Annotated in this window: 22 protein-coding genes and 1 riboswitch; of the genes, 12 read left to right on the top strand and 10 right to left on the bottom strand. The window is 68.3% G+C overall.

Annotation, left to right across the window (positions count from 1 at the left end):
* Nucleotides 1-63 precede the first annotated feature (63 nt).
* Together crcB and JKL49_RS12495 are read left to right on the top strand one after the other, a co-directional pair.
* The gene (crcB, locus tag JKL49_RS21020; protein WP_215340930.1) at nt 64-447 is read left to right on the top strand and encodes a fluoride efflux transporter CrcB; all 384 of its coding nucleotides are present in this window, start codon (nt 64-66) and stop codon (nt 445-447) included.
* Entirely contained in the window at nt 444-1,430 is a 987-nt protein-coding gene (locus tag JKL49_RS12495; RefSeq protein WP_215340929.1) for an RluA family pseudouridine synthase, read from the top strand. Before crcB ends, JKL49_RS12495 begins: the two co-directional genes overlap by 4 nt.
* Nucleotides 1,431-1,434: 4 nt before the next feature.
* Here JKL49_RS12495 and JKL49_RS12490 read toward each other — a convergent pair whose 3' ends face one another.
* The 3 genes from JKL49_RS12490 to JKL49_RS12480 all read right to left on the bottom strand — a co-directional run bounded on the left by JKL49_RS12490 (nt 1,435) and on the right by JKL49_RS12480 (nt 3,979).
* Nucleotides 1,435-1,998: a hypothetical protein gene (locus tag JKL49_RS12490; protein WP_215340928.1), complete on the bottom strand. Its 564-nt coding sequence runs from the start codon at nt 1,996-1,998 to the stop codon at nt 1,435-1,437.
* On the bottom strand, nt 1,995-2,699 hold the full coding sequence (locus tag JKL49_RS12485; RefSeq protein ID WP_215340927.1) for a hypothetical protein: 705 nt from the start codon (nt 2,697-2,699) through the stop codon (nt 1,995-1,997). Before JKL49_RS12485 ends, JKL49_RS12490 begins: the two co-directional genes overlap by 4 nt.
* 137 nt (nt 2,700-2,836) lie before the next feature.
* A riboswitch (ZMP/ZTP riboswitch) is annotated at nt 2,837-2,918 on the top strand.
* Nucleotides 2,919-2,995: 77 nt separating this feature from the next.
* Complete coding sequence (locus JKL49_RS12480) at nt 2,996-3,979, bottom strand: aldo/keto reductase (protein ID WP_215340926.1); 984 nt, start codon at nt 3,977-3,979, stop codon at nt 2,996-2,998.
* A gap of 97 nt (nt 3,980-4,076) precedes the next feature.
* Between JKL49_RS12480 and JKL49_RS12475 the strand changes: the two genes are divergently transcribed.
* From JKL49_RS12475 to der, 5 genes are all read left to right on the top strand, one after another.
* The gene (locus JKL49_RS12475; protein ID WP_215340925.1) at nt 4,077-4,679 is read left to right on the top strand and encodes a TetR/AcrR family transcriptional regulator; all 603 of its coding nucleotides are present in this window, start codon (nt 4,077-4,079) and stop codon (nt 4,677-4,679) included.
* Between the two features lie 16 nt (nt 4,680-4,695).
* A complete protein-coding gene (locus tag JKL49_RS12470) occupies nt 4,696-5,553 on the top strand; it encodes an SDR family NAD(P)-dependent oxidoreductase (protein ID WP_215340924.1) in 858 nt (285 codons plus the stop codon).
* A 98-nt stretch (nt 5,554-5,651) separates the two neighbouring features.
* Nucleotides 5,652-6,413, top strand: a complete 762-nt coding sequence (locus tag JKL49_RS12465) for a tetratricopeptide repeat protein (RefSeq protein WP_215340923.1) — start codon at nt 5,652-5,654, stop codon at nt 6,411-6,413.
* Nucleotides 6,410-7,801 carry a PQQ-like beta-propeller repeat protein gene (locus JKL49_RS12460; protein ID WP_215340922.1) on the top strand — a complete coding sequence of 464 codons (1,392 nt, stop codon included), beginning with the start codon at nt 6,410-6,412 and terminating at the stop codon, nt 7,799-7,801. The genes JKL49_RS12465 and JKL49_RS12460 overlap by 4 nt, the downstream gene beginning before the upstream one ends.
* 25 nt (nt 7,802-7,826) lie before the next feature.
* Complete coding sequence (gene der, locus JKL49_RS12455) at nt 7,827-9,428, top strand: ribosome biogenesis GTPase Der (protein WP_215340921.1); 1,602 nt, start codon at nt 7,827-7,829, stop codon at nt 9,426-9,428.
* Here der and JKL49_RS12450 read toward each other — a convergent pair.
* From JKL49_RS12450 to radA, 5 genes are read right to left on the bottom strand one after another with little or no spacing between them, the layout of a single operon-like run.
* Nucleotides 9,373-10,128, bottom strand: coding sequence for an SDR family NAD(P)-dependent oxidoreductase (locus JKL49_RS12450; RefSeq protein ID WP_215340920.1), 756 nt, complete (start codon nt 10,126-10,128; stop codon nt 9,373-9,375). The genes der and JKL49_RS12450 overlap by 56 nt on opposite strands.
* A 10-nt stretch (nt 10,129-10,138) precedes the next feature.
* On the bottom strand, nt 10,139-11,137 hold the full coding sequence (locus tag JKL49_RS12445; RefSeq protein ID WP_347340378.1) for a bile acid:sodium symporter family protein: 999 nt from the start codon (nt 11,135-11,137) through the stop codon (nt 10,139-10,141).
* Complete coding sequence (purF, locus tag JKL49_RS12440) at nt 11,134-12,624, bottom strand: amidophosphoribosyltransferase (protein WP_215340919.1); 1,491 nt, start codon at nt 12,622-12,624, stop codon at nt 11,134-11,136. Before purF ends, JKL49_RS12445 begins: the two co-directional genes overlap by 4 nt.
* A complete protein-coding gene (locus tag JKL49_RS12435; protein ID WP_215340918.1) occupies nt 12,621-13,241 on the bottom strand; it encodes a CvpA family protein in 621 nt (206 codons plus the stop codon). The genes purF and JKL49_RS12435 overlap by 4 nt, the downstream gene beginning before the upstream one ends.
* Before the next feature lie 5 nt (nt 13,242-13,246).
* Nucleotides 13,247-14,614 (bottom strand): DNA repair protein RadA, encoded by a 1,368-nt coding sequence (gene radA / locus JKL49_RS12430; protein WP_215340917.1) that lies wholly within the window; start codon nt 14,612-14,614, stop codon nt 13,247-13,249.
* 296 nt (nt 14,615-14,910) lie between these two features.
* Between radA and JKL49_RS12425 the strand changes: the two genes are divergently transcribed.
* The 5 genes from JKL49_RS12425 to JKL49_RS12405 all read left to right on the top strand — a co-directional run bounded on the left by JKL49_RS12425 (nt 14,911) and on the right by JKL49_RS12405 (nt 20,381).
* The gene (locus tag JKL49_RS12425; protein WP_215340916.1) at nt 14,911-15,915 is read left to right on the top strand and encodes an efflux RND transporter periplasmic adaptor subunit; all 1,005 of its coding nucleotides are present in this window, start codon (nt 14,911-14,913) and stop codon (nt 15,913-15,915) included.
* Between the two features lie 23 nt (nt 15,916-15,938).
* A complete protein-coding gene (locus JKL49_RS12420) occupies nt 15,939-16,622 on the top strand; it encodes an ABC transporter ATP-binding protein (RefSeq protein WP_215340915.1) in 684 nt (227 codons plus the stop codon).
* Complete coding sequence (locus JKL49_RS12415) at nt 16,619-17,788, top strand: ABC transporter permease (protein ID WP_215340914.1); 1,170 nt, start codon at nt 16,619-16,621, stop codon at nt 17,786-17,788. The genes JKL49_RS12420 and JKL49_RS12415 overlap by 4 nt, the downstream gene beginning before the upstream one ends.
* A gap of 11 nt (nt 17,789-17,799) precedes the next feature.
* Entirely contained in the window at nt 17,800-18,987 is a 1,188-nt protein-coding gene (locus tag JKL49_RS12410; RefSeq protein WP_215340913.1) for an ABC transporter permease, read from the top strand.
* A gap of 188 nt (nt 18,988-19,175) precedes the next feature.
* Entirely contained in the window at nt 19,176-20,381 is a 1,206-nt protein-coding gene (locus JKL49_RS12405; RefSeq protein ID WP_215340912.1) for a Yip1 family protein, read from the top strand.
* On the opposite strand, the gene alr is transcribed toward JKL49_RS12405, so the two are convergent.
* Both alr and JKL49_RS12395 read right to left on the bottom strand, forming a co-directional pair.
* On the bottom strand, nt 20,341-21,435 hold the full coding sequence (alr, locus tag JKL49_RS12400) for an alanine racemase (protein WP_215340911.1): 1,095 nt from the start codon (nt 21,433-21,435) through the stop codon (nt 20,341-20,343). The two genes, JKL49_RS12405 and alr, sit on opposite strands and share 41 nt — an antisense overlap.
* A 55-nt stretch (nt 21,436-21,490) precedes the next feature.
* On the bottom strand, nt 21,491-22,993 hold the full coding sequence (locus JKL49_RS12395; protein WP_215340910.1) for a replicative DNA helicase: 1,503 nt from the start codon (nt 22,991-22,993) through the stop codon (nt 21,491-21,493).
* Between the last annotated feature and the right edge of the window lie 27 nt (nt 22,994-23,020).

Here is a 23,020-nt window from a genome sequence, read left to right as displayed (position 1 = left end):
CCAGGCGTTGCAGTGAAGCTTCCTCGTCTCGACGCCGCGAGCGGGCCGCTGCATAAGGGCGCGATGGACAAGGTGCTTCTCGTGGCCCTGGGTGGGGCGACCGGCGCGGTGGCGCGATATGGACTGGGGATTCAGTCGCTGCGGCTGTTCGGGCCCGGCTGGCCCTATGGCACCTTCATCGCCAACCTGATGGGCGGCCTGATGATGGGCGTGCTGGCCGGCTTCCTGGCCTTCCGCGGCGGGGCCGACCAGGAGAAGCTGCGGCTGTTGCTGGGCGTGGGCGTCCTGGGGGGCTTCACCACCTTCTCGGCCTTCTCCCTGGAGACCGCCCTGATGATCGAGCGGCGGGCCTATGGCGTCGCGGCGAGCTATGCGGCGGCCTCGGTGCTGCTCTCCATCACCGCGCTGTTCGTGGGTTTGATCCTGGCGCGCCGGGTGTTCGCGTGAAGGAGGTCCTTACCCTCTCCGTGGACGCCGGCGAGGATGGCGTGCGGCTTGACCGCTGGTTCAAGCGCCGCTGGCCGCACCTGAACCACATCCAGATCCAGAAGCTGACCCGCTCAGGCCAGATCCGCGTCGATGGCGGCCGGGTCAAGCCCGACACCCGTCTGGCGGGGGGCGCCCAGGTGCGTGTGCCGCCGCTGCCCGACGCGCCCCAACCCGGCGAGCGGGCAGACCAGGGTATCGACGCCCGCGAGGCCGCCTACGCCAAGAGCCTGGTGCTGTACGAGGACGACGAGGTGCTGGTGCTGAACAAGCCCGCCGGCCTGGCCGTCCAGGGCGGCACCAAGACCCACAAACATATTGACCGGCTGCTGAGCGCCTGGGGGGAGGGGCTGGAGCGGCCGCGCCTGGTCCACCGCCTGGACCGCGACACCTCCGGCGTGCTGGTGCTGGGCAAGAGCCCGGGCGCGGCGGCCAAGCTGGCCGGAGCCTTTGCCCGACGCAAGGCGCAAAAGACCTACTGGGCCATCGTCATGGGCTTCCCCAAGCCCGGCGAGGGCGTGCTGGAGCTGCCGCTCGTGAAGAAGGGCGTCGGCGACCGCGAGATGGTGGTGCCGGCCCAGCCCAAGGAGCCGGGCGCCGAACCCGCCGAGACCGAGTTCATCACGGTCAGCCGGGCTGGCCCGCGCGCCGCCTGGATGGCCCTGCGGCCTCATACCGGCCGGACCCACCAGCTGCGGGCCCACATGCTGGCCATGGGCCACCCAATCCTGGGGGACCCGAAGTACAACACCGCGGCCTCCAAGGAGCTGTCGGGGCCGCTGAAGCTACAACTGCACGCCCGCCGCCTTGTGATACCTCACCCGTCCAGTGGCGCCCTGGTGCTGGAAGCGCCGCTGAGCCAGGAGATGAAGGAGGGCTTCGCCCGTTTCGGCTTCGACGAGCACGAGGCCGATCCCGAGCCTTTCCGCCGAGGGCGGAAGTAGGGCGTCAGCTGCGCTTGATCGCGGCGCGGAACTCGGCGTCCGACAACAGTGCGCCCACCAGTTTTCCGTAGAGGGCGGTGTACTGGTTCATGGCGTCCGGAATGGCGATGGCGCCCATGAAGCTTGATTCCCAGACCGTCGAGACCCGCAGAGCTTTCTGGAAGACCTGACGGCCCTCGCGGGTGACGGTAAAGGTCGCGCCGAGCGAGGCCTCGCCCACTGAGACCCCCGAGGACACCTTGCTTTCTGTAAGAGCGCCGGTGATCACCACGTTCGCTGTGGGATCCAACTTGCCGGCCGCGCGGAGTTCGGCGGCCAGGCAATCGCCAAGATACTTGGAGAAAGAGTCGCCCTTGGGTGGCCTCAGGGTCGAGGCGCGGATCACGACGGATCGGTCCAGGCCGGCCGGTAGACCGGCCGCTAGGCTGAAGTCGCCGACCCGCATTGCGGGCAGGTCGGCGCCCCGCACCGCCTGAGCGTTGGCGATGGTCGGTTGGTAGGCGTCGATCGCCGGCACCGCGCAGGCCGACAGGGTCAGGAGCGCGGCGAGCGCCGCTAGGCGTTTCATTGGGCAGCCACGGGCGGGCTGACCGGCGCAGGCTCCGCTGCGGGCGCGGCGGCGGGCTCCGGTACGATGGCGGGAGTCGGCGCCACGCCGCCAAAGGCCGGGTCGGCGCCCAGGTCGTTCAGGCCGTGCGCCACCACCTGGCGGACCATCGTCTCCACGGCGGCCATGATATTCTTGGCCTTCACCGCGTTCTCCGGCGGGCTGGTGGCCCCCAGGGTGGTGATGATCGAATGGTGCAGGGTGCGGCTGATCTTCGGTGCGCCGGGGGCCGGGGTGTATTCGATCACGCAGTCATAGTGGTCGGTGACGGTGGTGCCCTTAAGGCCGAAGGTCAGCCCGGTGACGAAACCCTGCGAGGCCGTGCCCGCCGGGGCGGGCAGGTTGTTGATGGTGATGGTGAGCAAGCCGTCGGTGGGCGCGTCGCCGACCGCGGAGAACAGGCCGCTCTTCTGGGCGGTGTCGACGACCCAGGCCTTGATCTGGGTGGTGGCCCGCTGGTTGGTCGCGCCCTTGGTCTGGAACTCGAAGAGTAGCTGGACTGGCTTGGGTTGGGCGACCTTGACCAGCTGTTCCGGCGTGAGATCGGGCAGGGAGGTGTCGATATAGGAGGCGGCGAAGGCCGCCGTGCCAGCCATCAGGCCCACACCCAGGACGAAGGCCGCAAAGACTCCGCGCACGCGCCGTGCGATTTGCTTGAACATAGATATTTCCCCCGACTTGCAGGTGACCCTGCGCGCGGCGCTCTCGCCACGTTACTGCTGCAACTCTAGGCAGCGGTCTCGGATCGAGCAACGATTTAAGGTCAAGCTTGTTGCGGGCGCCGCCTCGGCCCAAATGGAAGCGTCCGCGCGACTGGCGATCAGATGGAGCACCATCGGGAAGCGCGGGCCGCAGGATAGCCGGCCGCCCCGGCTGGGTGGTGGCCCAGCGGTGGTTCATGGGATCCGTGCTGGGCGGCCTGGCCATCCGGATGGCGACGGAGGCGCGTCGCTAGCGCCTATCCGTTGAGAGACCCCATCATCCCGGTGGCGTAGCGGTCACCGACGGAGATGTCGGCGGGGAAGGCGGCGTCGATCTCGGCGAGGTCGGCGGCGCTGAGCACGACGTCGGCGGCTCCGGCGTTGTCCTCCAGGTACTTGATGCGCCGGGTGCCGGGGATCGGGACGATGTGTTCGCCCTTGGACATCACCCAAGCGAGTGCAAGCTGCGAGGCGGTGACGCCCTTGGCTTGGGCCAGCGCCTTCACCTTTTCCACGACCTCCAGGTTCTTGGCGAAGTTCTCGCCCTGGAACCGCGGGTTGGAGCGGCGCCAGTCAGCGGCGCCGAAGTCATCGGGTGTCTTGATTTCGCCGGTGAGGAAGCCGCGGCCCAGCGGGCTGTAGGGGACGAAGCCGACGCCGAGACGTTCGCAGGCGGCGAGCGGACCACTCTCCGGGTCGCGGGTCCAAAGGGAGTATTCGCTTTGCAGGGCGGTGATCTGATGGATCTTGCAGGCCCGCTCCAGGGTCTCGGCGGAGGTTTCCGACAGGCCGATGTGGCGGACCTTGCCTTCCTTCACCAGCTCCGCCATCGCGCCGACCGTCTCCTCGATCGGCGTGTCGCGGTCGACGCGGTGCAGGTAGTAGAGGTCGATGACGTCGGTCTTCAGCCGCTTCAGGCTGGCCTCGCAGGCTGAGCGGACGTAGGCCGGGCTGCCGTCGACGCCCGTGGCGTCACCCTTGCGGACGATGCCGAACTTGGTGGCGAGGTAGACCTTGTCGCGGCGGCCGGTGAGGGCCTCGCCCAGCAGCTCCTCGTTCTCATAGGGGCCGTAGATGTCGGCGGTGTCCCAGAAGTTGATCCCCATTTCCAGGGCGCGATCCAGGGTGGCGAGGCTCTCGGTCTTGTCCGATGGCGCGCCATAGACCGCGGTCATGGTCATGCAGCCCAGGCCCATGGCGGAGACGGTGGGACCCTTGGCCCCCAGTTGACGGGTCTTCATGCGCATCTTCCCTGGACGAAATGACCAATTTAATTGATTTGGTCATTTCGTCTCATCAGACACTTGCTGTCAACCGTTACGGCCGCCTAGTAGGTTCATGGCCGAGCCCGCTCCCGAGTCCCGAACCAAGGCCGACGCGATCCTGAGCGCCGCCCAACGGTTGTTCACCCAGTTCGGATTCCGCCGCACCTCCATCGACGACATCGCCCGCGAGGCGGGGATCGCGAAGGGCACGGTCTATCTCTATTTCGACGGCAAGGAGGCGGTGTTCCGCGCCATGCAGGCCCGCAACCTGGCCGAGGTCGAGGTGGCTTGCGACGCCGCCGAGGCGGCGGGCGGCGGATTCGGCGACCGGCTGCGCGGGGTGCTGGAGGCGCTCTATGCCGGCATATACGACCGCTACGGACAGTCGGAACATCTGGTGGAGCTGAGCTCCACCCGGCTGACGGTCGGCCCCGACATCGCCGGTCAGGTGGACCAGACCTATACCGGGCGCATCGTCGGCTTCCTCAAGGCCGCCGAAAAAGCGGGAGACGCCAGCCTCGCGGCGTCCGGCCTCGACGCCGCCGCAATCGCCGCCACATTGATGGCCGCCGCGAAGGGGGCCAAGCAGAGCGAGTCCGGCCCGCCCGATCCGGCGACCTACCGCGCCAGCCTGGCCCGCATCGCAGCCCTGATCGCCGCGGCGCTGCGCCCCTGACAACCGGAGAGACCCAATGACCCATCCCGCCCTGACATCCGGCCGCGCCGCCGTCGTGGTGGGGGCGGCCAGCGGCATCGGCCTGGCCGCCGCCAAGCGGTTCGCGGGCCTGGGGATGAAGGTCTGCCTGGCCGACCAGAACGCGCAGGCTCTGGAGGCTGCGGTGAAGGCGGTGGCGGCGGTTTCGAAAACGCCCGCCGACGTGTTCGGCGTGCCGACAGACGTCTCCGACGCTCACGCCGTGAACTGCCTGCGCGACGCCTCCTATGAGCGGTTCGGTGAGGTGGCGGTGCTGATGAACAACGCCGGCATCGGCGGCGGGGCCGGGGCCTGGGAGGATCCGGACCGCTGGCGTCGGCTGCTGGAGGTCAACCTGTGGGGCGTGATCAACGGCCTGCAGGCCTTCACCAGTCTGATGCTGGACCAGGGCGCCCCCTGCGCCATCGTCAACACCGGTTCCAAGCAGGGCATCACCAACCCGCCCGGCGACGTGGCCTACAACACCAGCAAGGCGGCGGTGAAGGCCCTCACCGAGGGCCTGGCCCACCAGCTGCGCAACGTCGAGGGCGGGCAGGTTAGCGCCCACCTGCTGATTCCCGGCTACACCTTCACCGGCATGACCGCGCGCTCGCCGGAGAAGCCACCCGGCGCCTGGAGCCCCGAGCAGGTGGTGGACTTCATGGTTGAGGCGATGGGGAAGGGGGACTTCTATATCCTCTGCCCCGACAATGACGTGACCCGCGAGATGGACGAAAAGCGCGTGCGCTGGGCCGCCGACGACCTGATCGCGAACCGTCCGGCCCTGTCGCGGTGGCATCCCGACTACAAGGCGGCTTTTGAGACTTTCATGGCGTCAAAGCCCGGGGCAGGCTAAGCCCCCGGCGGACGACGCCGAACCGTTGCGATGGCCACGCTGCCGCTATAGGTTCCGCCGCTCTATTCCCTTGCGCCTTTCGTGCGGAGTTTCTCGACGTGGTTGATGTCTTTGAAGAGGTCGAGGAGCAACTCCGCACCGACCGCTACAAGGCGCTTGCGCTGAAAGCCCTGCCTTGGGTCGGCTCGGTCCTGGCCGCCGCCCTGGTGATCGCGCTGGCGATCTGGGGCTATGAGACCTATCAGACCAAGACGACCGCCAAGGCCTCGGAGCAGTACAGTCAGGCGATCGACGCCTTCAGCGCCGGCCGGACCGACGAGGCCGACCGGCTGTTCGGCGAGGTCGCTAAGTCCGGGTCCAAGGCCTACAGCTCGCTGGCCCTGCAGCATCAAGGCGGGATCAAGCTGGCCGCCGGCAAGACCCCCGAGGCGGTGAAGTATTTCGACCAGGCCGCGGAAGCTGCGCCGAACGACATCATCGGTGACGTCGCCCGCCTCAAATCCGCCTTCGCCTTGCTGGACACGGCTCCGTACAAGGACTTGGAGGCGCGCCTGACGCCGATGCTCAAAGAAGGTCGGCCCTATCGCACCGAGGCGCGCGAGGCGCTGGCCTTCGCCAAGATCATGCACGGCGACCTGGCCGGCGCGCGGGGCGACTTCGTGGTCATCTCGCTGATCGCCGACGCCTCGGAAGGCGCCCGCAACCGCGCCAAGGCGGCCATGGACCTGATCGACTCCGGCTCGGCCAAGAACGTCGCCGCCGCCGCGCGCGCGGCCGCCGCCCTGTCGCCCACGCTTATCCAACCGGGGGCCGCCGCCGGCCCTTCCGCTCCGACGCAACAAACCCCGGACGCCAAATGACGCTTCGCAGCCGCACCGGACTTGCCCTGCTCCTGACGGCCGCCCTGGCCGCGAGCGGGTGCTCGACCATCAGCCGCCTCAATCCCTTCCCCAAGAAGGAAGCCCCCGGCGAGGTCGCCAGCGAAGGCGAGCGTATCGCCATCATCGCCTTCGACCAGAAGGTGGAGGTCGCCGAGGGCCTGAAGGGCGCCGACTTCTTCCTGCCCGATCCGGCCCCGGTCACCGAATGGACCATGCCCGGCGGCACGCTGGAGAACTCCGTCGGCCATGTCGCGGCAGGTGGTGCTCTCCAGGTCGCCTGGAAGCGTGGTTTTGGTCAGAAGTCCGACCGCGGCGCTCACGTCACCGCCCCGCCGGTGGCCGCCAACGGCAAGATCTTCGTGATGGATGGCGAGGCCACGGTCTCAGCCCATGACGCCCAGTCCGGCGCCGAGGTGTGGAAGGTTAATCTGCGTCCTGACTCCAAGCGCGACAAGGAAGCCTTCGGCGGCGGGATCGCCATCGCCGACGGCAAGCTCTATGTCGCCTCGGGCTACCGCTTCATCGCCCAGCTGAACGCCGACACCGGCGCGGTGGGCTGGAAGGTTCCCACCGAGCAGCCGATTCACGCCGCCCCCACCGTCTCGGGCGGACGCCTGTTCGTGGTGGCCGTCGACAACACCCTGCTGAGCTATAACACCGCCGACGGCATGCCGAGCTGGACCTATCAGGCCCTGTCGGAATCCTCACGTATCCTGGGCGCCTCCAGCCCCGCCGTCTCGGGCGACACCGTCGTGGCCGCCTTCGGCTCAGGCGAACTGGTGGCGCTGCGGACCGCCAACGGCAATGACCTCTGGAACGAGGCCCTGTCACGGGCCAGCCGCAACAACGCGCTGTCGGAAATCCGCGACATTCCCGGCCGCCCGGTCATCTTCCAGGGCGACGTGTTCGCGGTCAGCCACTCGGGCGTCTTCGCCGCGACCGACCTGCGCACCGGTCAGGCCCGCTGGACCCTGCCGATCACCGGCATCACCACCCCCTGGCCCGCCGGCGACGTGGTCTATGTGGTGGATAAGGCCGGTCAGGTGATCTGCGTGGCCCGTGAGAGCGGTCAGATCTACTGGATCCGCGACCTGGGCGAGGGCCGCGGCAAGGCCAAGGGCGGCCTGATGGGTCTCAGCCTGGGCCGGAAAAAGTATGTTTCCAAGCCGATCTGGTCGAGCCCGATCCTGGCGTCCGGCAAACTGATCACCGCGTCCAGCCAGGGCGAGCTGGTGGCGCTGAACGCCAAGACCGGCGTTGTGGAAAAGACCTTGAACCTGGGCTCGGGCGTGCTGCTGGGCCCGATCTCCATCAACAACACCATCTATATCGCGACCGATGAGGCTCAACTCATCGCGCTGCGATAGACCCTAGAGAAAAGACCAGGACCCCATGCCGCTCAGGCTTGCGATCGTAGGGCGTCCGAACGTCGGCAAATCCACCCTGTTCAACCGGCTGGCGGGGAAGAAGCTCGCCATCGTCGATGACCGTCCGGGCGTCACCCGCGACCGACGCTTCGGCGCGGGGCGGATCGGCGACATCGAGCTGGAGCTGATCGACACCGCCGGCTTCGAGGACGTCACCGACGAGAGCCTTGAGGCGCGGATGCGCGCTCAGACCGAACTGGCCATCGACGAGGCCGACGTGGCGCTGTTCGTGGTGGATTCCCGCGACGGCATCACGCCCATGGACCGGGTGTTCGGCGAAATCCTGCGCCGCCGCGACAAGCCCGTGCTGCTGCTGGCCAACAAGGCCGAGGGCAAGCGGGGCGACGACGGCATCAACGACGCCTTCAGCCTGGGCCTGGGCGAGCCGATCCCGATCTCCGCTGAGCACGGCGAGGGCATGGCCGATCTCTACCAGGCCATCGCCCCCTACGCCGTTGAGTACGAGTTCGAGGACGGCGACGCCGTCGAGAAGCCGGTGCAGATCGCCATCGTCGGCCGCCCCAACGCGGGCAAATCGACCCTGGTGAACAAGCTGATCGGCGAGGACCGCCTGCTGACCGGCCCCGAGGCCGGGATCACCCGCGACGCCATTCCGGTCGACTGGACCTGGGAAGACCGGGCCATCCGTCTGGTGGACACCGCCGGCCTGCGTCGCAAGGCCCGCGTCGAGGAGAAGCTGGAAAAGCTGTCGGGCCAGGATTCCATCCGCGCCATCACCTATGCCGAGGTGGTGATCCTGGTGATGGACGCCACCCACCCCTTCGAGGTCCAGGACCTGCAGATCGCCGACCTGGTGGAACGGGAGGGCCGTGGGCTCGTCTTCTGCCTCGCCAAGTGGGACCTCGTCGAGGACCAGCGCGCGACGCTGGCCATGTTCAACGAGGAAGCCGCGCGCCTGCTGCCGCAGCTGCGCGGGACGCCGGTGGTGGCGCTGTCGGCCGAGACCGGCCGTGGCCTCGACAAGCTGATGCCCGCGGTCTTCAAGGTGCACGGCGACTGGTCCACCAAGGTCAAGACGCGCGACCTGAACGATTGGCTGTCCATGGCGACGCAGCGCCATCCGCCCCCCTCGGTGGGCGGACGCCGGATCAAGCCGAAGTACATGGCCCAGACCAAGGCGCGGCCGCCGACCTTCGTGCTGTTCGCCAGCCGCGCCGACCAACTGCCCGACCACTATCGCCGCTATCTGATCAACTCGCTGCGCGAGAGCTTCGACCTGCCGGGCGTGCCCATGCGGCTGACGGTGAAGTCCAACAAGAACCCCTTCGCCGAGGGGGAGGCCAAGAGCGGCCCCACCGGCGGCTTCGCGGCTCGGGCGGCGGCCAAGGCCGTGGGCGGCCCGACCACCGGCATGCGGGCGAAGTCCAAGGCGGCGGCCTCGGCCAAGGCCAAGGCTGGCGCTGAGGCCAAGCCGAAGCGGTCTTACGTGGCCAAGGCCAAGCTGGTGGGCAACCCCAAGGGGCGCACCCAGAAGCTGGCCCGTCCTGGCGTCAAGCCGAAGCGGGCGAGCCGGACCTCAGCTTCCAGTCCGAAAACAAGACGCTAGATTTCGGCTGGCCCAGGTCGGCCTGGGCCAGTTCGACGATCATCGGCCCGATCTCCGAGGGATGCGGCAGGTCCATGGGATCCTCGCCCGGCATGGCCTCGGCGCGCATCTTGGTGCGCATGACGCCCGGGTCCACCAGCGCCGCGCGCACGGTGGTGTTCTCCAGCTCGTCGGCCCAGGTCTGCACCAGGTGCTCCATGGCCGCCTTGGAGACCCCGTAGGCGCCCCAGAAGGCCTTTGGGCGCTGGACGCGGCCGGTGGTGATGAAGAGGGCCCGACCCGCCTCAGAGGCGCGCAGCAGGCGCTCGGTGGTGCGGATCAGCCGGAAGGTGGCCGTCAGGTTGGTGGTCAGCACCTTGTCGAACAGGGCCGGCTCAATGTGGCTGACCGGGGTGATGGCGCCCAGGATGGCCGCGGCGTGGACCAGGACGTCCAGGCGCCCGTGGCGCTCGTGGATGGCCAGGCCCAGCTGGTCCAGGCCCTCGACCTGCGAGATGTCCATGGGGACCAGGGTCGCCGGTTGGCCGGTGGCGGCGCGGATCTCGTCGTCCAGCTCTTCGAGGCCGCCGGTGGTGCGGGCCACGGCGATGACGTGGGCGCCGGCCTTGGCGAGCGCGAGGGCGCTGGCCCGGCCGATGCCGCGCGAGGCGCCGGTGACCAGGGCGATCTTGCCGGCGAGGGGGAGGTTCGTGTCAGTCATGGCGGGGCTTCTAGCTGGTCTGGGGCTCTGTGTCCGCCCGCTTTGCGTAGGCGTTGGCGATGACCGCGCAGGCCATCAGCTGGATCTGGTGGAAGACCATGATCGGCAGCAGGATCAGGCCGAGCTGGGCCCCTGGGAACAGTACGCCCGCCATGGGTACGCCGCTGGCCAGGCTCTTCTTGGAGCCACAGAAGACGATGGTGATCTCGTCCTCTTTGTTGAACCGGAAGGCGCGGGCGGCAAACAGGGTGGCCAGCAGGACGGCGGCCAGCAGGACCCCGCAGAGGACCAGCAGACGGACGAGATCGAGCGCGCTGACCTTGGTCCAGATGCCTTCCACCACGGCCTCGGAGAAGGCGGAATAGACCACCAGCAGGATGGAGCCGCGGTCCACATAGCCCACCATCTTGGCGCGCGCCGCGATCCAGGGACCGACCCAGGGCCTGAGCAGCTGGCCGGCGATGAAGGGCAGCAGCAGCTGCAGGACGATGGACTGGGCCGAGTGCAGCGAGAAGCCGCCCTGGGTGTGCATCAGGATCGCCGCCAGCACCGGCGTGAGCGCGATGCCCAGTAGGTTCGAGGCGGTGGCCGAGGCGACGGTGGCCGCCACATTGCCCCGGGCGATGGCGGTGAAGCCGATCGACGACTGGATGGTGGAGGGCAGGCAGCCCAGGAAGATCAGGCCAGGGGCCAGGGCCACGGGCGTGATGGCGCCGGGCAGGGCGGCCAGTCCCAGGCAGAGGACCGGGAACAACGCGAAGGTGGCGGCCAGGACCAGCAGGTGCAGCCGCCAGTGGGTGACGCCCTTGATCACCGCGTCGCGCGACAACTTGGCGCCGTGCAGAAAGAAGACCAGCGCGATGGCGATCTTGGTGGCCAGGCCAAAGGCCGGGGCCGCCGCGCCGCGGGCAGGCAGGAGCGAGGCCAGCACCACCATGCTGACGATCAGGATGATGTACCAGTCGGGTTTCAGGCGGCAGATCCAGCCGCCGGCCTTGGCTGAACTCACGCGTCGACCAGGAAGGAGAGTTGCCGCTCCGAGGTCTCGTTGCGCCCCTCGGCGATCTCGCGGTCCAGCAGGCGGGTCGGATAGTCGCCGGTGAAGTAATGGTCGGTGAACTGCGGGTGTTCGGGGTCGCGAGGCGCCGATTCCATCGCCCAGTAGAGGCCGTCCACCGAGAGGTAGCCCATGGAGTCGACCTCGAGGATCTTGGCGATCTCATCGACGGTGTGGTTGGCGGCCAGCAGCTTGTCGCGGTCGGGCATGTCGATGCCGTAGTAGTCGGGCCACATGATCGGCGGCGAGGCCGAACGCAGGTGGACCTCGGCGGCGCCTGCTTCGCGCACCATGCGGGCGACGCGGACGGAGTTGGTGCCGCGCACGATGGAGTCGTCGATCAACATCACCCGCTTGCCGGCCAGGACCGAGCGGTTGGGGGACAGCTTCATGCGCACGCCGGTTTCCCGGGCGCCCTGGGTCGGCTGGATGAAGGTGCGGCCGACATAGTGGTTGCGGATGATGCCCATCTCGAAGGGCACGCCGACTTCCTGGGCGTAACCCAGGGCTGCCGGCACGCCCGAGTCGGGCACGGGAACGATCACGTCGACGTCCACGTGACTTTCCATGGCGAGCTTCCGGCCCATCCGCTTGCGCACTTCATAGACAGAGCGGCCGTTCACGACGGAGTCGGGGCGGGCGAAATAGACGTATTCGAAGATGCAGGGCCGAGCGCGGGCCGCCGGGAAGGGCCGCAGGGACTCGATGCCGTCGTGGTCGATGATGACCATCTCGCCGTGTTCGATGTCGCGGACGAAGGTGGCGCCGATCATGTCGAGGGCGCAGGTCTCCGACGCCAGCACCGCCTTGCCGTCCAGGTCGCCCAGCACCAGGGGGCGGATGCCCAGGGGGTCGCGGACCCCGATCAACTTCTTGTTGGACAGCGCCACCAGGGCGTAGCCGCCCTCAATGACCGACAGGGCGTCGATGAACTTGTCCACCATCCGGGCGCGCCGCGAACGGGCGATGAGGTGGAGGATAACCTCAGAGTCGGAGGTCGACTGGAAGATTGAGCCCTCGGCCACCAGCTGCTGGCGCAGGGTCAGGAAATTGGTGAGGTTGCCGTTGTGGGCGATGGCCAGGCCGCCCGCTTCAAGGTCGGCGAACATCGGCTGGACGTTGCGGATGAAGGACCCACCGGCGGTGGAGTAGCGGGTGTGGCCGATGGCCGACTGGCCGGGCAGGCGATCCATGAGGTCGCCGCCGGCGAAGGCGTCGCCGACGTGGCCCATATGGCGTTCGGTGTGGAACCCCTGGCCATCGAAGCTGGCGATGCCGCAGGCTTCCTGGCCGCGATGCTGCAGGGCGTGGAGGCCGAGCGCCGTGATGGCCGAGGCGCCGTCAGTGTCGAAGACGCCGAATACCCCGCACTCAAGCCTGGGCGTATCGTCATCCGGATCGCGGGGAACCTGCCGCCATCGATCCAGAGACTGGGTCATCGGGATTTCTCCACTAGATCATCGATACTGCCGCGATCGCGGGCGTCATAGCCGCGACCGTCGCCAGAGTCACGCGGGGCGTTCGCAGAACCTTCACGGACCGCCTCGGAAACCGCAGGTTTCAATCGGTTGGCCATGTCCAAACCCTTGGGCGCGAAGACCTTGAGAATCTGTCCCGCCGCCGTGGTCATCGGATAGAAGACCGCGCCGGTCATCCACTTGGGCCTCAACTCCACCGGGGTGGCGGCGTTGAAGGCCAGGTTGAAGGCTCCGAGGACCACGAAGGCGCGGATCAGGCCAAAGCCCAGGCCCACCGTGCGGTCCAGCAGGCCCAGGATTTCGGTCTCCTGGATGCGCCGCGCAAGGCCTGCGCCCGTAAGCCGCAGGGCGCCGTAGACCAGGATGAAGGTGGCTAGCACGGCGCCGGCGGTGCCCGCCCAGTCGGGATCGATCATGGCCCGACCCAGGGGACCGGTGACTTTCAGCGCCATGACAGCCACGACGGCGGCGATCAGGAAGGAGAGGACGGCCACCATCTCGCGCGCCGCGCCCTGATAGAATCCGACCCCCGCCGAGGCCAGCAGGACGGACAGCACGACGATGTCAAACCAGGGCAAGTCGTCTAATCCCAATCGCCGTCGCCGATGCGGCGGATGGCGTCGCCCAGGCGGGCCATGCCGGTCATCTTCAGCGGGCCGCCATCGACGTCGGCAGGCCCGAAAGCTCTTTTAAATCCAAGCTTTGCGGCTTCTTTCAGACGTGAATCCATCCGGCTGACATGACGCACGTCGCCGGAAAGGCTCACTTCGCCGAACACCACGCAGTCCTGGGGCAGGGCGACATCGAGGGCCGAGGAGGCCAGGGCCGCCGCCGCCGCCAGGTCCGCCGCCGGCTCGCTGATGCGCAGACCGCCGGCCACGTTCAGATAGACGTCGCGATTGCCCAGGCCCAGCCCGCAGCGGGCCTCCAGCACGGCCAGCACCATGGCTAGGCGGCCGGTGTCCCAGCCGACGACGGCGCGCCGGGGTGTGCCATAGGCCGAGGGGGCCACCAGGGCCTGGAACTCCACCAGCACGGGCCGCGAACCCTCGATGCCGGCGAACACCGCCGCGCCCGCCGCGCGCTCGCCGGAGGTGTCGAGGAACAGGGCCGAGGGGTTCTTCACCTCCGCCAGGCCGCCGTCGCCCATCTCGAAGACGCCGATCTCGTCGGTGGCGCCAAAGCGGTTCTTCACCCCCCGCAGGATGCGGAACGGGTAGCCGCGCTCGCCCTCGAAGGCGAGGACGGCGTCCACCATGTGCTCGATCACCCGGGGACCGGCGATGGTCCCCTCCTTGGTGACGTGGCCTACCAGGATGATGGCCACGCCCTGCTTCTTGGCCAGGCGCACCAGCTCACCGGTGGCGGCGCGAACTTGCGTGACGGAACCGGGGCCGGCTTCGTGGGCGTCGCTCCACATGGTCTGGATGGAGTCGATGACGACGAGGTCGAACTTCTCGCGCTTCAGCCCCTCGACGATCTCGCGCAGGGAGGTCTCGGCGGCCAACCGCACCGGGGCGTCGGCCAGACCCATGCGCTGGGCGCGGCTGCGGACCTGCTCCACGGCCTCCTCGCCGGAGATATAGGCGCACTTGGCGCCCCGGCGGGCCGCGAAGGCCGCCACCTGTAGCAGCAGGGTGGACTTGCCGACGCCGGGATCGCCACCGAGCAGCAGGGCCGAGCCCGGCACCACGCCGCCGCCGCAGACCCGGTCGAACTCGGCGACGCCGGTCTGGATGCGGGGCGGGGCGGGGGTATGTTCCTCCAGGCCCTGGAAGGGCAGACCCTTGCCGCGCGCACTGCTTCGGGTCGGCGCCAGCGCGCCGGGCGGGCGGCTCTGCACCTCCTCCACCAGGGCGTTCCACGCCAGGCAGGCCGGGCACTGGCCCGCCCACTTGGTCTGCGTCGCGCCGCAGGTCTGGCAAACATAGACGGCGCCGTCGCGGGCCATGAGGTCTCCTGATTCGGGTGGGGGCAGGTTAGCCCGAAACGCCGCGCGGGCGCGGGGGATCGGAAGGTACATATCGGGAACGTGGGCTTCAGGGAAGGGCGGCGCCTCAGGACTGATGCGCCGCGGCGCCGCAGCTATCGCGCAACGCCTCCGCACCTCCCAATTGGCCATGATTGACCGCAGCGCTTGCGAAATCGACAGCCTAATGCGCAGCTTGGATTCTGCGTTCGACTCCAGCCCGGGACATGGCTGATGCTGGTGATCCAATTTGCGGGCGTCTTGAGGGGCATTGGAACGTGAGTGACGACAAGTCTGCGCTGCTAAGGTCGCTCAGCATCGACCGCTCCCTGGATGACCAGGCCCCACGTCGCGGGCCGATCGGTCCCCTGGTCCTAAGCGCCATAATCCTTGGCAGTGTTGCGGCTGGCGGCGCGGTGGGGTGGATGGTGAAGCCCGTCACCAAGTCCAAGCCGGCCACCCAAGCGATCCCGGCCCAGGGCGCAGCAAGGGTCGTGGCGCCGAGCGGACTCACGGCGTCGGGCTATGTCGTGGCGCGGACCCGCGCCACCGTGGCCGCCGAGGTCACCGGCCGAGTGGTCGAGGTGCGGGTGGAGGAAGGCCAAACGGTCCAGGCCGGACAGGTCCTGGCCACCCTCGACAACTCCCTGGCCACCGTGGACGCGCGCTCGACGCAGGCCCGCGCCGTGTCAGCCCAGGCGGCGTTAAACTCCGCGCAGGCGCAGTACGCCCAGGCGCAACGCGATCTGGCGCGCTCCCAATCCCTGGCCAAGACCGGCTATATCAGTGACGCCAGTCTCCAGGGCGCCGTGCTCAAGGCCCGGGTCGCCGAGGCCCAGGAAAGCCTGTCTCGGGCGCAGCTGGCCGCCGCGCGCTCGGACTCCAACCGCACCCAGGTTCAGCTCAGCAAGTACGAGATTCGTGCGCCCTTCGCCGGCGTGGTCATCGACAAGGCCGCCCAGCCTGGAGAGATCATTTCTCCCCTTTCGGCCGGCGGCGGATTCACCCGGACCGGCATCTGCACCTTGGTGGACATGGACAGCCTGGAGATCGAGGTTGACGTGAACGAGGCCTATATTGGTCGGGTCTCGGCCGGCCAAAAAGTGGAGGCGGTGCTGGACGCTTTCCCCAACACCGTCCTGCCGGCCCGCGTGATCGCCACGATCCCGACCGCCAGCCGTGACAAGGCCACGGTGCGGGTCCGCATTGGCTTTGAGGCCAAGGACGTCCGCGTCCTGCCCGAGATGGCGGTCAAGGTCACCTTCCTCGAAAACCGCCCTTGAATCTCGACCGACAGGACACCGCGATGAGCGCCCTCATTCAGTTGAACAATGTCACCAAGAACTACCGGCGCGGCAAGGAAGGCATCGCCATCTTCGATGGCCTCACCATGTCGATCGAGAAGGGGGACTTCGTCGCCATCATGGGTCCCTCCGGCTCGGGCAAGACCACCCTGTTGAACCTGTTGGGCGGCACCGACCGCTGCGACGGCGGCGAAATCATCTTCGATGGCGAGCGGATCGACGGCTATTCCGAGGGGCAGTTGGCTGCGTGGCGGGCGCGGAATGTCGGCTTCATCTTCCAGTTCTACAACCTGATGCCGGTCCTGACAGCGGCCCAGAATGTCGAGCTGCCGCTGATGCTGACCAACCTGCCGGCCAAGAAGCGCAGGGAGAATGTCGAGACGGCCCTGAAGATCGTCGAGCTGTCGGACCGCGCCAAGCACAAGCCCAAGGAACTCTCGGGGGGCCAACAGCAGCGGGTGGCGATCGCCCGCGCCATCGTTTCCGACCCCAAGCTTCTGCTCTGTGACGAACCCACCGGGGACCTGGACCGCAACACAGCCAACGACATCCTGCGGACCCTGCAACTGCTCAATAAGGAAATGGGCAAGACGGTCGTCATGGTCACCCATGATCCGGAGGCCGCGCGCTTCGCGACCCGCACCCTGCACCTGGACAAGGGCAGCTTCGCCGAGATCGCCGCATGACGGACTTCGACCTGATCCGCAAAAACCTGTTTCGCAAGCCGCTACGAACCGTCCTGCTGACGGTTTCGATCTTCATGGCCTTTCTGATCTTCGGCATGCTCACCAGCCTCAACGTAGCCCTGAACCGGGCCTCGGAGACGGGCGCGGCCAGCGACCGACTGATCGTCTCCAACAAGATCAATTTCACCCAGCCCCTGCCCATCGCCTATGTGAACCGCATCGCCACGGTTCCGGGGGTGACCGGAGTCACTCACTCCAACTGGTTCGGGGCCTATTATCAGGACCAGCGGGCCAGCCGCTTCGTCGGATTCGCCGTCGATCCGGCCAGCTACCTCGCCATCTACGCCAATGACGTCCGGCTGACGGAGGCCGAACGCAAGGCCTTCATCGCGGAGCGGACCGGCGTGATCGTCGGCAAGGCCCTGGCCGAGCAATATGGCTGGAAGGTGGGGCAGACCATCCCCATCAGCTCCAACATCTTTGTCCAGGCCGATGGCCGCCGCAGCTGGGACATGAAGATCAGCGGCGTCTTCACCGGCGCCAAGCCGACCGATTCCACCAACGCGCTCTACTTCCACTATGATTATCTGAACGAGACCACGACCTTCGGCCGCGATCAGATCGGCAATGTGGCGGTGCGAACCGCTTCGCCGGATCTCAATGACCAAGTCGCCAAGGCAATCGACGCCACCTTCGCCAACTCGCCCTACGAAACCTCCACGGTCGATGAGAAGACCTTCGCCCGCGCCTTCCTGAAACAGGCCGGAGATCTGAACTTCATCGTCTCCATGGTGGTGGCCGCGGCGTTCGCCGCCATTCTGATGATCGTCAGCACCACCCTGGTCTCGGCCATGCGCGAGCGCACCAAGGAGATCGGCGTCATGAAAACCCTCGGCTTCTCCAGTCCGCGCGTCCTGCGCATGGTGCTGGGAGAAGCTCTGATGCTCTCGAGCCTGGGCGCCATCCTAGGGCTCGCGACCTCTGCCGTGGTCCTGGCGGGCCTTTCCAAGTCGCCCGCCGGCGCCAACTTTGGCGACCTGTCCATGTCTGCGGGCGTGGCCTTGGCCGGGGTCGCCCTGGCCGTCACCCTGGGCCTGGTCACCGGCGCCATCCCCGCCGCCTCGGCCTTGCGGATGAGCATCGTCGACGCCCTGAACCGCCGCTAGGAAGCGCCGACATGAGCCTGCTGAGCCAGACCCGATCCGTGATCGTCATGAACGTACAGTCCATTCCCCAGCGGCTCTGGATGTCGCTGGCGACGGTGATGTCCATCGCCCTGGTGGTGGCCGTGCTCCTGGGCTTTCTGTCCCTGGCCAATGGGTTCAACCAGACCCTGAAGGGCTCGGGCGCCTCCGACGTGGCCATCGTGCTGCGCGAGGGGTCGGAGGCCGAACTGAACAGCACCTTGTCGCGAGACCAGGTGGACCTCCTGGCCCAGGGCCCGGGGGTGCGCATCGGGTCAGACGGCCGTCCGGTGCTGTCTGCCGAACTCATGCTGGTGGTGGACGGCATCAAGAAATCCACCGGCACCAAGGCCAATATGCCGCTGCGAGGTATCGGGCCCAACGGCCTGCTGGTGCGCAGGCAGGCCCGCATCCGCGAGGGGAGAATGTTCTCGCCAGGCTCCAACGAGATCGTGGTGGGCGCGGGACTTCTGCGGGAGTTCGAGGGGTTCGAGATGGGCAAGACGGTGAAGTTCGGCGCCCAGACCTGGCGGGTGGTGGGGGTGTTCGAAGCCCCCGGCACGGTCTTTGAGTCTGAGCTCTGGGCCGACGCGCCCGTGGTTCAGAGCCTGTTCAACCGCGGCACCTCCTACCAGACCGCCCGGGTGGCTCTCACCAGCGCCGCGGCCATGCCTGGCTTCGTGGCCTATGCCAAGAACGAGCCGCGTCTGCAGCTGGCGGCGCAGAGCGAGCAGGCTTATTTCGCCGCCCAGGCCGAGCGTTCGGGGCTGCTGATCAAGTATTTCGGCTGGCCCCTTGGCATCATCATGGCCATCGGCGCCTTGGCCGGCGCGCTCAACACCATGTACGCCTCGGTCGCCAACCGGGCGGCGGAGATCGCCACCTTGCGGGTCATCGGGTTCTCAGGATTCTCGGCCTTCATGGGAACCCTGGTCGAAGCCCTGGTCCTGTCAGCCATCGGCGCGCTGCTGGGGGTGGCGATCTGCGCGCTGGGCTTCAACGGCCTGTCGACCTCCACCCTCGGCGCGGGCTTCACCCAGGTCGCCTTCCGCCTGCAGATCGGTCCTGAGATTATCGGTCAGGCGGTCACCCTGGCCCTGGTCATCGGCCTGGTGGGCGGGGTGTTCCCCGGCTGGCGGGCGGCGCGACAAAAGCCGTTGCTGGCCCTGGCGGCCGCATAGAGGGTGAGCGTCTCGGAACGGGTCAGATGGACTCACCCGACCTCAAGGAGCCCGACGACGCGATGTCCTGACTCGGCCCCAGCCGGAGAGCACTGTGAAACGCCTTGTGGGGCCGGTGGAACGGGCGCTGGCTGGCGGCGTTGGGGCTGCTCACAGGGGCGCGGGATGTTGAAGACCGGGAGCTGGGCATGAGCATCGTGGAGCCGGGATCGATGGGCGCGCGCCTGACCGCGCGGGTCCGCGCGATCCTGCTGGAGCCCAAGGCGACCTGGGAGACGATTGACCAGGAGCCGGCCAGCCTGAAAGGGCTGTACCTGACCTATGTCATGCCGCTGGCGGCCATCGGGCCGGTCGCTGGGTTCATCGGGGCGGTGGTGTTCGGTAATCCCAAGGACGGGGTGGCCTTCCATCCGCCGGTGTTGAATGCGCTTGGCGCGGCGGTGACGGCGTATCTCGCGACCTTGATCGGCGTGATGGTGCTGGCGGTGGTGATCAACGCCTTCGCGCCGCCGTTCGGGGCGACCCGGAACCAGGTCCAGGCCGTGAAGGTGGCGGCCTATTCGGGCACGGCGGCCTGGGTGGCGGGCATCTTCCTGATCTTCCCACCCTTGGCGCCCCTGGCCTTCCTGGCGGGGATCTACAGCCTCTATCTGCTCTATCTGGGCCTGCCCCGGCTGATGGCCTCGGCGCGGGGCAAGACGGCGGCCTATGTGGTGCTGGCGGTGGCGGTATCCATCCTGATCAACCTGGTGGTCACCGCCATCGCCGCGCCGATCAAACGGGTGGGCGAGGGCGCCAGCGCGGCTGGGGCGGTCACCGCCGTCCCGGCGTCGCGGAGCCACTCGGTGGACATGTCCAAGCTGGAGGCGGCCGGCGAGCAGCTCAGCGCCGCCGCCGCGCGGGCGAAGGACCTCGAGCCCATTGACCCCGAGGTGCTGAAGTCCTTCCTACCGGCCACGGCGGCCGGCTATCGGCGCACGGCGCTGCGGGCCGGCAGCCTGGGATCCGATGGCGTTTCGGGGGTCTCGGCCGAGGCCAGCTACGCCAAGGGCGATGGGACCTATACCCTCACCATCACCGACCTGGGCGAGGCCGGCGCCCTGGCCGGAATTGCCTCGGCCTTCAACGTGGAGTCCTCCACCGAGAGCGGTCGGCGCTATGACCGGATCGGCAAGACCCCCGAGGGGCGGATGAGCACCGAGTCCTACGACAACGCCTCCAAGCACGGCAGCTACGGCGTGCTGGTGGCCGAACGGTTCATGGTCCAGGCCGAAGGCGACGCGGCGCCCATGGCCAGCCTGAAGGCCGCGGTGTCGGGGATCGATCTGGCGCGACTGCAGGTGCTCGCGAAGCCTAGACCTGACCCAGATAGACCCGTTCCGCCCGCGGGCTGAGGCGGACCAGGCATTCGTGGGCCACGGTGCCGGCGGCGGCGGCGAGGTCGTCGATATGGGCGTTGGGGCCCATCAGCTCGACCATCTGGCCGGGGCTGGCAGGCGTGTCACCGAGGTCCAGCAGGATCAGGTCCATGGTGACGATCAGGAAGGGTCGCAGGGCGCCGGCGAACCAGCCCTGGCCGGTCTGCTTGGCGGCGCGGACCAGGCCGTCGGCATAGCCCGCGGCCACCACGGCGACGCGGGTCGGGCGGGCGACGATGCGGCTGGAGCCGTAGCCGACGGTCTCCCCGGCCTCGATGTTGCGGATGTCGAGGATGGGGGCCTCGAAGGTGGCCACCGCCTTCAGGCGCGGATCGGGGCGCTCCTCGGGGCCGCCGCCATAGAGACTGACGCCGGGGCGGACCATGTCGAAGCGGTAGTCGTCGCCCAGGAAGATGCCGGCCGAGGCTGCGAAGCTGGCCCGGGCGTCGGGGAACAGCTTGCGGGTGGCGGCGAAGCGTTCGAGCTGGCGGCCATTGCGGGGATCGCGGGGCTCGGGCGCTGAGCCCAGGTGGCTCATCACCAGGCCGATTTCGAGATGGGCCAGGCGGTCGCCCGACTGGGCCAGCGCGCCGGCCTGGTCGGGGGTGATCCCCTGACGGTTCATGCCGGTGTCGATGTGCAGGGCGACCGGCAGGACGCGGCCCAGGGAGGCGGCGAAGCTGCTGGCGGCCTCGACCTGGGGCACGCTGGTCAGGGCCGGTGTGAGGTTGGCCGCGACAAGGCGCGCGCCCGTGCCGCCGGTCATACCGTCCAGCACATAGATGGTCGCCGGACGCTCGGGACCCAGCGCCGCGCGCAGCGCCTCGCCCTCGGTCAGGCGGGCGACGAAGAAGCTGCGGGCGCCCTCGGCCCACAGGCGGCGGCAGACCGGGCCGGCGCCCAGGCCATAGCCGTCGCCCTTGACCACGGGGGCGGCTTCCGCGCCTGGCGCCTGGGCGCGCAGAACGCCGTAATTATGGGCGAGCGCGTCGAGATCGATCGTCAGGCGCGCGGAGGAGGGGAGAGCCATTGGCGCTCCCTTAGAGACTGACAGGCGGAAGGGAAAGCCGGTTCAAGCGCCGGGGTCAGTCGCGGCTGTGCTGGTCATAGCGGCTGGGATCGCGGGCCAGGTTTCCGAACTTGGTCAGGTCGGCGTTGAAGGCCAGTTTGACGGTGCCGATGGGGCCGTGCCTCTGCTTGCCGATGATCACCTCGGCCTGGCCCGCCACCTGGTCCATCTGGTCCTGCCAAGTGAGGTGTTCGGGTGTGCCTTCGCGGGGCTCGGTGCGGGAGAGGTAGTATTCCTCGCGGTAGATGAACATCACGCAGTCGGCGTCCTGCTCGATGGAGCCCGATTCCCGAAGGTCGGAGAGCTGGGGCTTCTTGTCCTCGCGGTTTTCCACCTGGCGGGAGAGCTGGGCCAGGGCGATGACCGGGACCGAGAGTTCCTTGGCCAGCGTCTTGAGCCCCTGGGTGATGGCGCTGACCTCCTGCACCCGGTTGTCCAGCTTGCCGCCGCCGCCGATGGTCACCAGCTGCAGGTAGTCCACCACGATCAGGTCCAGGCCCACCATGCGCTTCAGGCGCCGGGCGCGGGCGGCCAGCTTGGCCATGGTGATGCCGCCGGTGTCGTCGATATAGAGCGGGGCGTCCTGGATCTCGAGGGCGGCGTCGCGCACCCGGCCGAACTCCACGGCGTCGATCTCGCCCTTGCGCAGGCGGTCACCGGACACGCCGGACACTTCGGCCAGCATCCGCATGGCCAGCTGGTCGGCGGACATTTCCAACTGGAAGAAGGCCACCACGCCGCCGGCCACGGTCTTCTTGGTGCCGTCCGGCTGCGGCTCCCAGGCGTAGTTGCGGGCCACGTGGAAGGCGATGTTCACCGCCAGGGCGCTCTTGCCCATGGAGGGGCGGGCGGCAAGGATCAGCAGGTCGGAGGGGTGCAGGCCGCCCAGCTTGGCGTCCAGGTCGATCAGGCCGGTGGAGAGGCCGGCCAGGCCGCCGTCGCGGCTGTGGGCCTCGGCGGCCATGGTCACGGCGCCGTGCAGGGCCTGGGAGAGGGGGATGAACCCCTGGCTGGCGCCGCCGCTTTCGGCCAGGGCGTAGAGCTGCTGTTCGGCGGCCTCGATCTGATCGCGGGCCGAGGTCTCTTCATCGGGCGCCGTCGCGGTGGTGGCGATGTCGCCGCCGATGCGGATCAGGTCGCGGCGCAGGGCCAGATCGTAGATGGCCCGCGAATAGTCCGGCGCGTTGGCGGCCGGCGGGGCGCGGTCCACCAGGTCGGCCAGGTAGCGGATGCCGCCCAGCTCCTCAAAGGCGGGGTCGCGCCCGAACTGCTCGGCCAGCAGGATCGGCTCGGCCAGCTGGCCCTTGCGGACGTGGGTCTCGATGGCGGCGTAGAGGCGCGCGTGGAAGGGTTCGTAGAAGTGGCGGGCCTGCAGATAGTCGCCGATGCGCTCGAAGGTGGCGTTGTCATAGAGGACAGCGCCCAGCAGGGCCTGCTCGGCCTCGATATTGGCCGGGGCGTGGGGGATCGCCGTGTCGTTGTGGGCGGGGCGGAGATCGAGCGCGGGGACGAGGGCCATGGGTTACCGATAGCTTAACGAGAGGCC

The sequence above is a fragment of the Phenylobacterium glaciei genome (assembly GCF_016772415.1).
GTDB classification, from domain to species: Bacteria; Pseudomonadota; Alphaproteobacteria; order Caulobacterales; family Caulobacteraceae; genus Phenylobacterium; species Phenylobacterium glaciei.
This window is presented reverse-complemented; position numbering and strand designations above follow the sequence as displayed.

What these genes read in the sequence shown, in the direction of transcription:
- crcB (WP_215340930.1), top strand. Translation starts at nt 64, where the DNA reads ATGGACAAGGTGCTTCTCGTGGCCCTGGGTGGGGCGACCGGCGCGGTG.
- JKL49_RS12490 (WP_215340928.1), bottom strand. Translation starts at nt 1,998, where the DNA reads ATGAAACGCCTAGCGGCGCTCGCCGCGCTCCTGACCCTGTCGGCCTGC.
- JKL49_RS12485 (WP_215340927.1), bottom strand. Translation starts at nt 2,699, where the DNA reads ATGTTCAAGCAAATCGCACGGCGCGTGCGCGGAGTCTTTGCGGCCTTC.
- JKL49_RS12480 (WP_215340926.1), bottom strand. Translation starts at nt 3,979, where the DNA reads ATGAAGACCCGTCAACTGGGGGCCAAGGGTCCCACCGTCTCCGCCATG.
- JKL49_RS12475 (WP_215340925.1), top strand. Translation starts at nt 4,077, where the DNA reads ATGGCCGAGCCCGCTCCCGAGTCCCGAACCAAGGCCGACGCGATCCTG.
- JKL49_RS12470 (WP_215340924.1), top strand. Translation starts at nt 4,696, where the DNA reads ATGACCCATCCCGCCCTGACATCCGGCCGCGCCGCCGTCGTGGTGGGG.
- JKL49_RS12460 (WP_215340922.1), top strand. Translation starts at nt 6,410, where the DNA reads ATGACGCTTCGCAGCCGCACCGGACTTGCCCTGCTCCTGACGGCCGCC.
- der (WP_215340921.1), top strand. Translation starts at nt 7,827, where the DNA reads ATGCCGCTCAGGCTTGCGATCGTAGGGCGTCCGAACGTCGGCAAATCC.
- JKL49_RS12450 (WP_215340920.1), bottom strand. Translation starts at nt 10,128, where the DNA reads ATGACTGACACGAACCTCCCCCTCGCCGGCAAGATCGCCCTGGTCACC.
- purF (WP_215340919.1), bottom strand. Translation starts at nt 12,624, where the DNA reads ATGACCCAGTCTCTGGATCGATGGCGGCAGGTTCCCCGCGATCCGGAT.
- radA (WP_215340917.1), bottom strand. Translation starts at nt 14,614, where the DNA reads ATGGCCCGCGACGGCGCCGTCTATGTTTGCCAGACCTGCGGCGCGACG.
- JKL49_RS12420 (WP_215340915.1), top strand. Translation starts at nt 15,939, where the DNA reads ATGAGCGCCCTCATTCAGTTGAACAATGTCACCAAGAACTACCGGCGC.
- JKL49_RS12415 (WP_215340914.1), top strand. Translation starts at nt 16,619, where the DNA reads ATGACGGACTTCGACCTGATCCGCAAAAACCTGTTTCGCAAGCCGCTA.
- JKL49_RS12410 (WP_215340913.1), top strand. Translation starts at nt 17,800, where the DNA reads ATGAGCCTGCTGAGCCAGACCCGATCCGTGATCGTCATGAACGTACAG.
- JKL49_RS12405 (WP_215340912.1), top strand. Translation starts at nt 19,176, where the DNA reads ATGAGCATCGTGGAGCCGGGATCGATGGGCGCGCGCCTGACCGCGCGG.
- alr (WP_215340911.1), bottom strand. Translation starts at nt 21,435, where the DNA reads ATGGCTCTCCCCTCCTCCGCGCGCCTGACGATCGATCTCGACGCGCTC.
- JKL49_RS12395 (WP_215340910.1), bottom strand. Translation starts at nt 22,993, where the DNA reads ATGGCCCTCGTCCCCGCGCTCGATCTCCGCCCCGCCCACAACGACACG.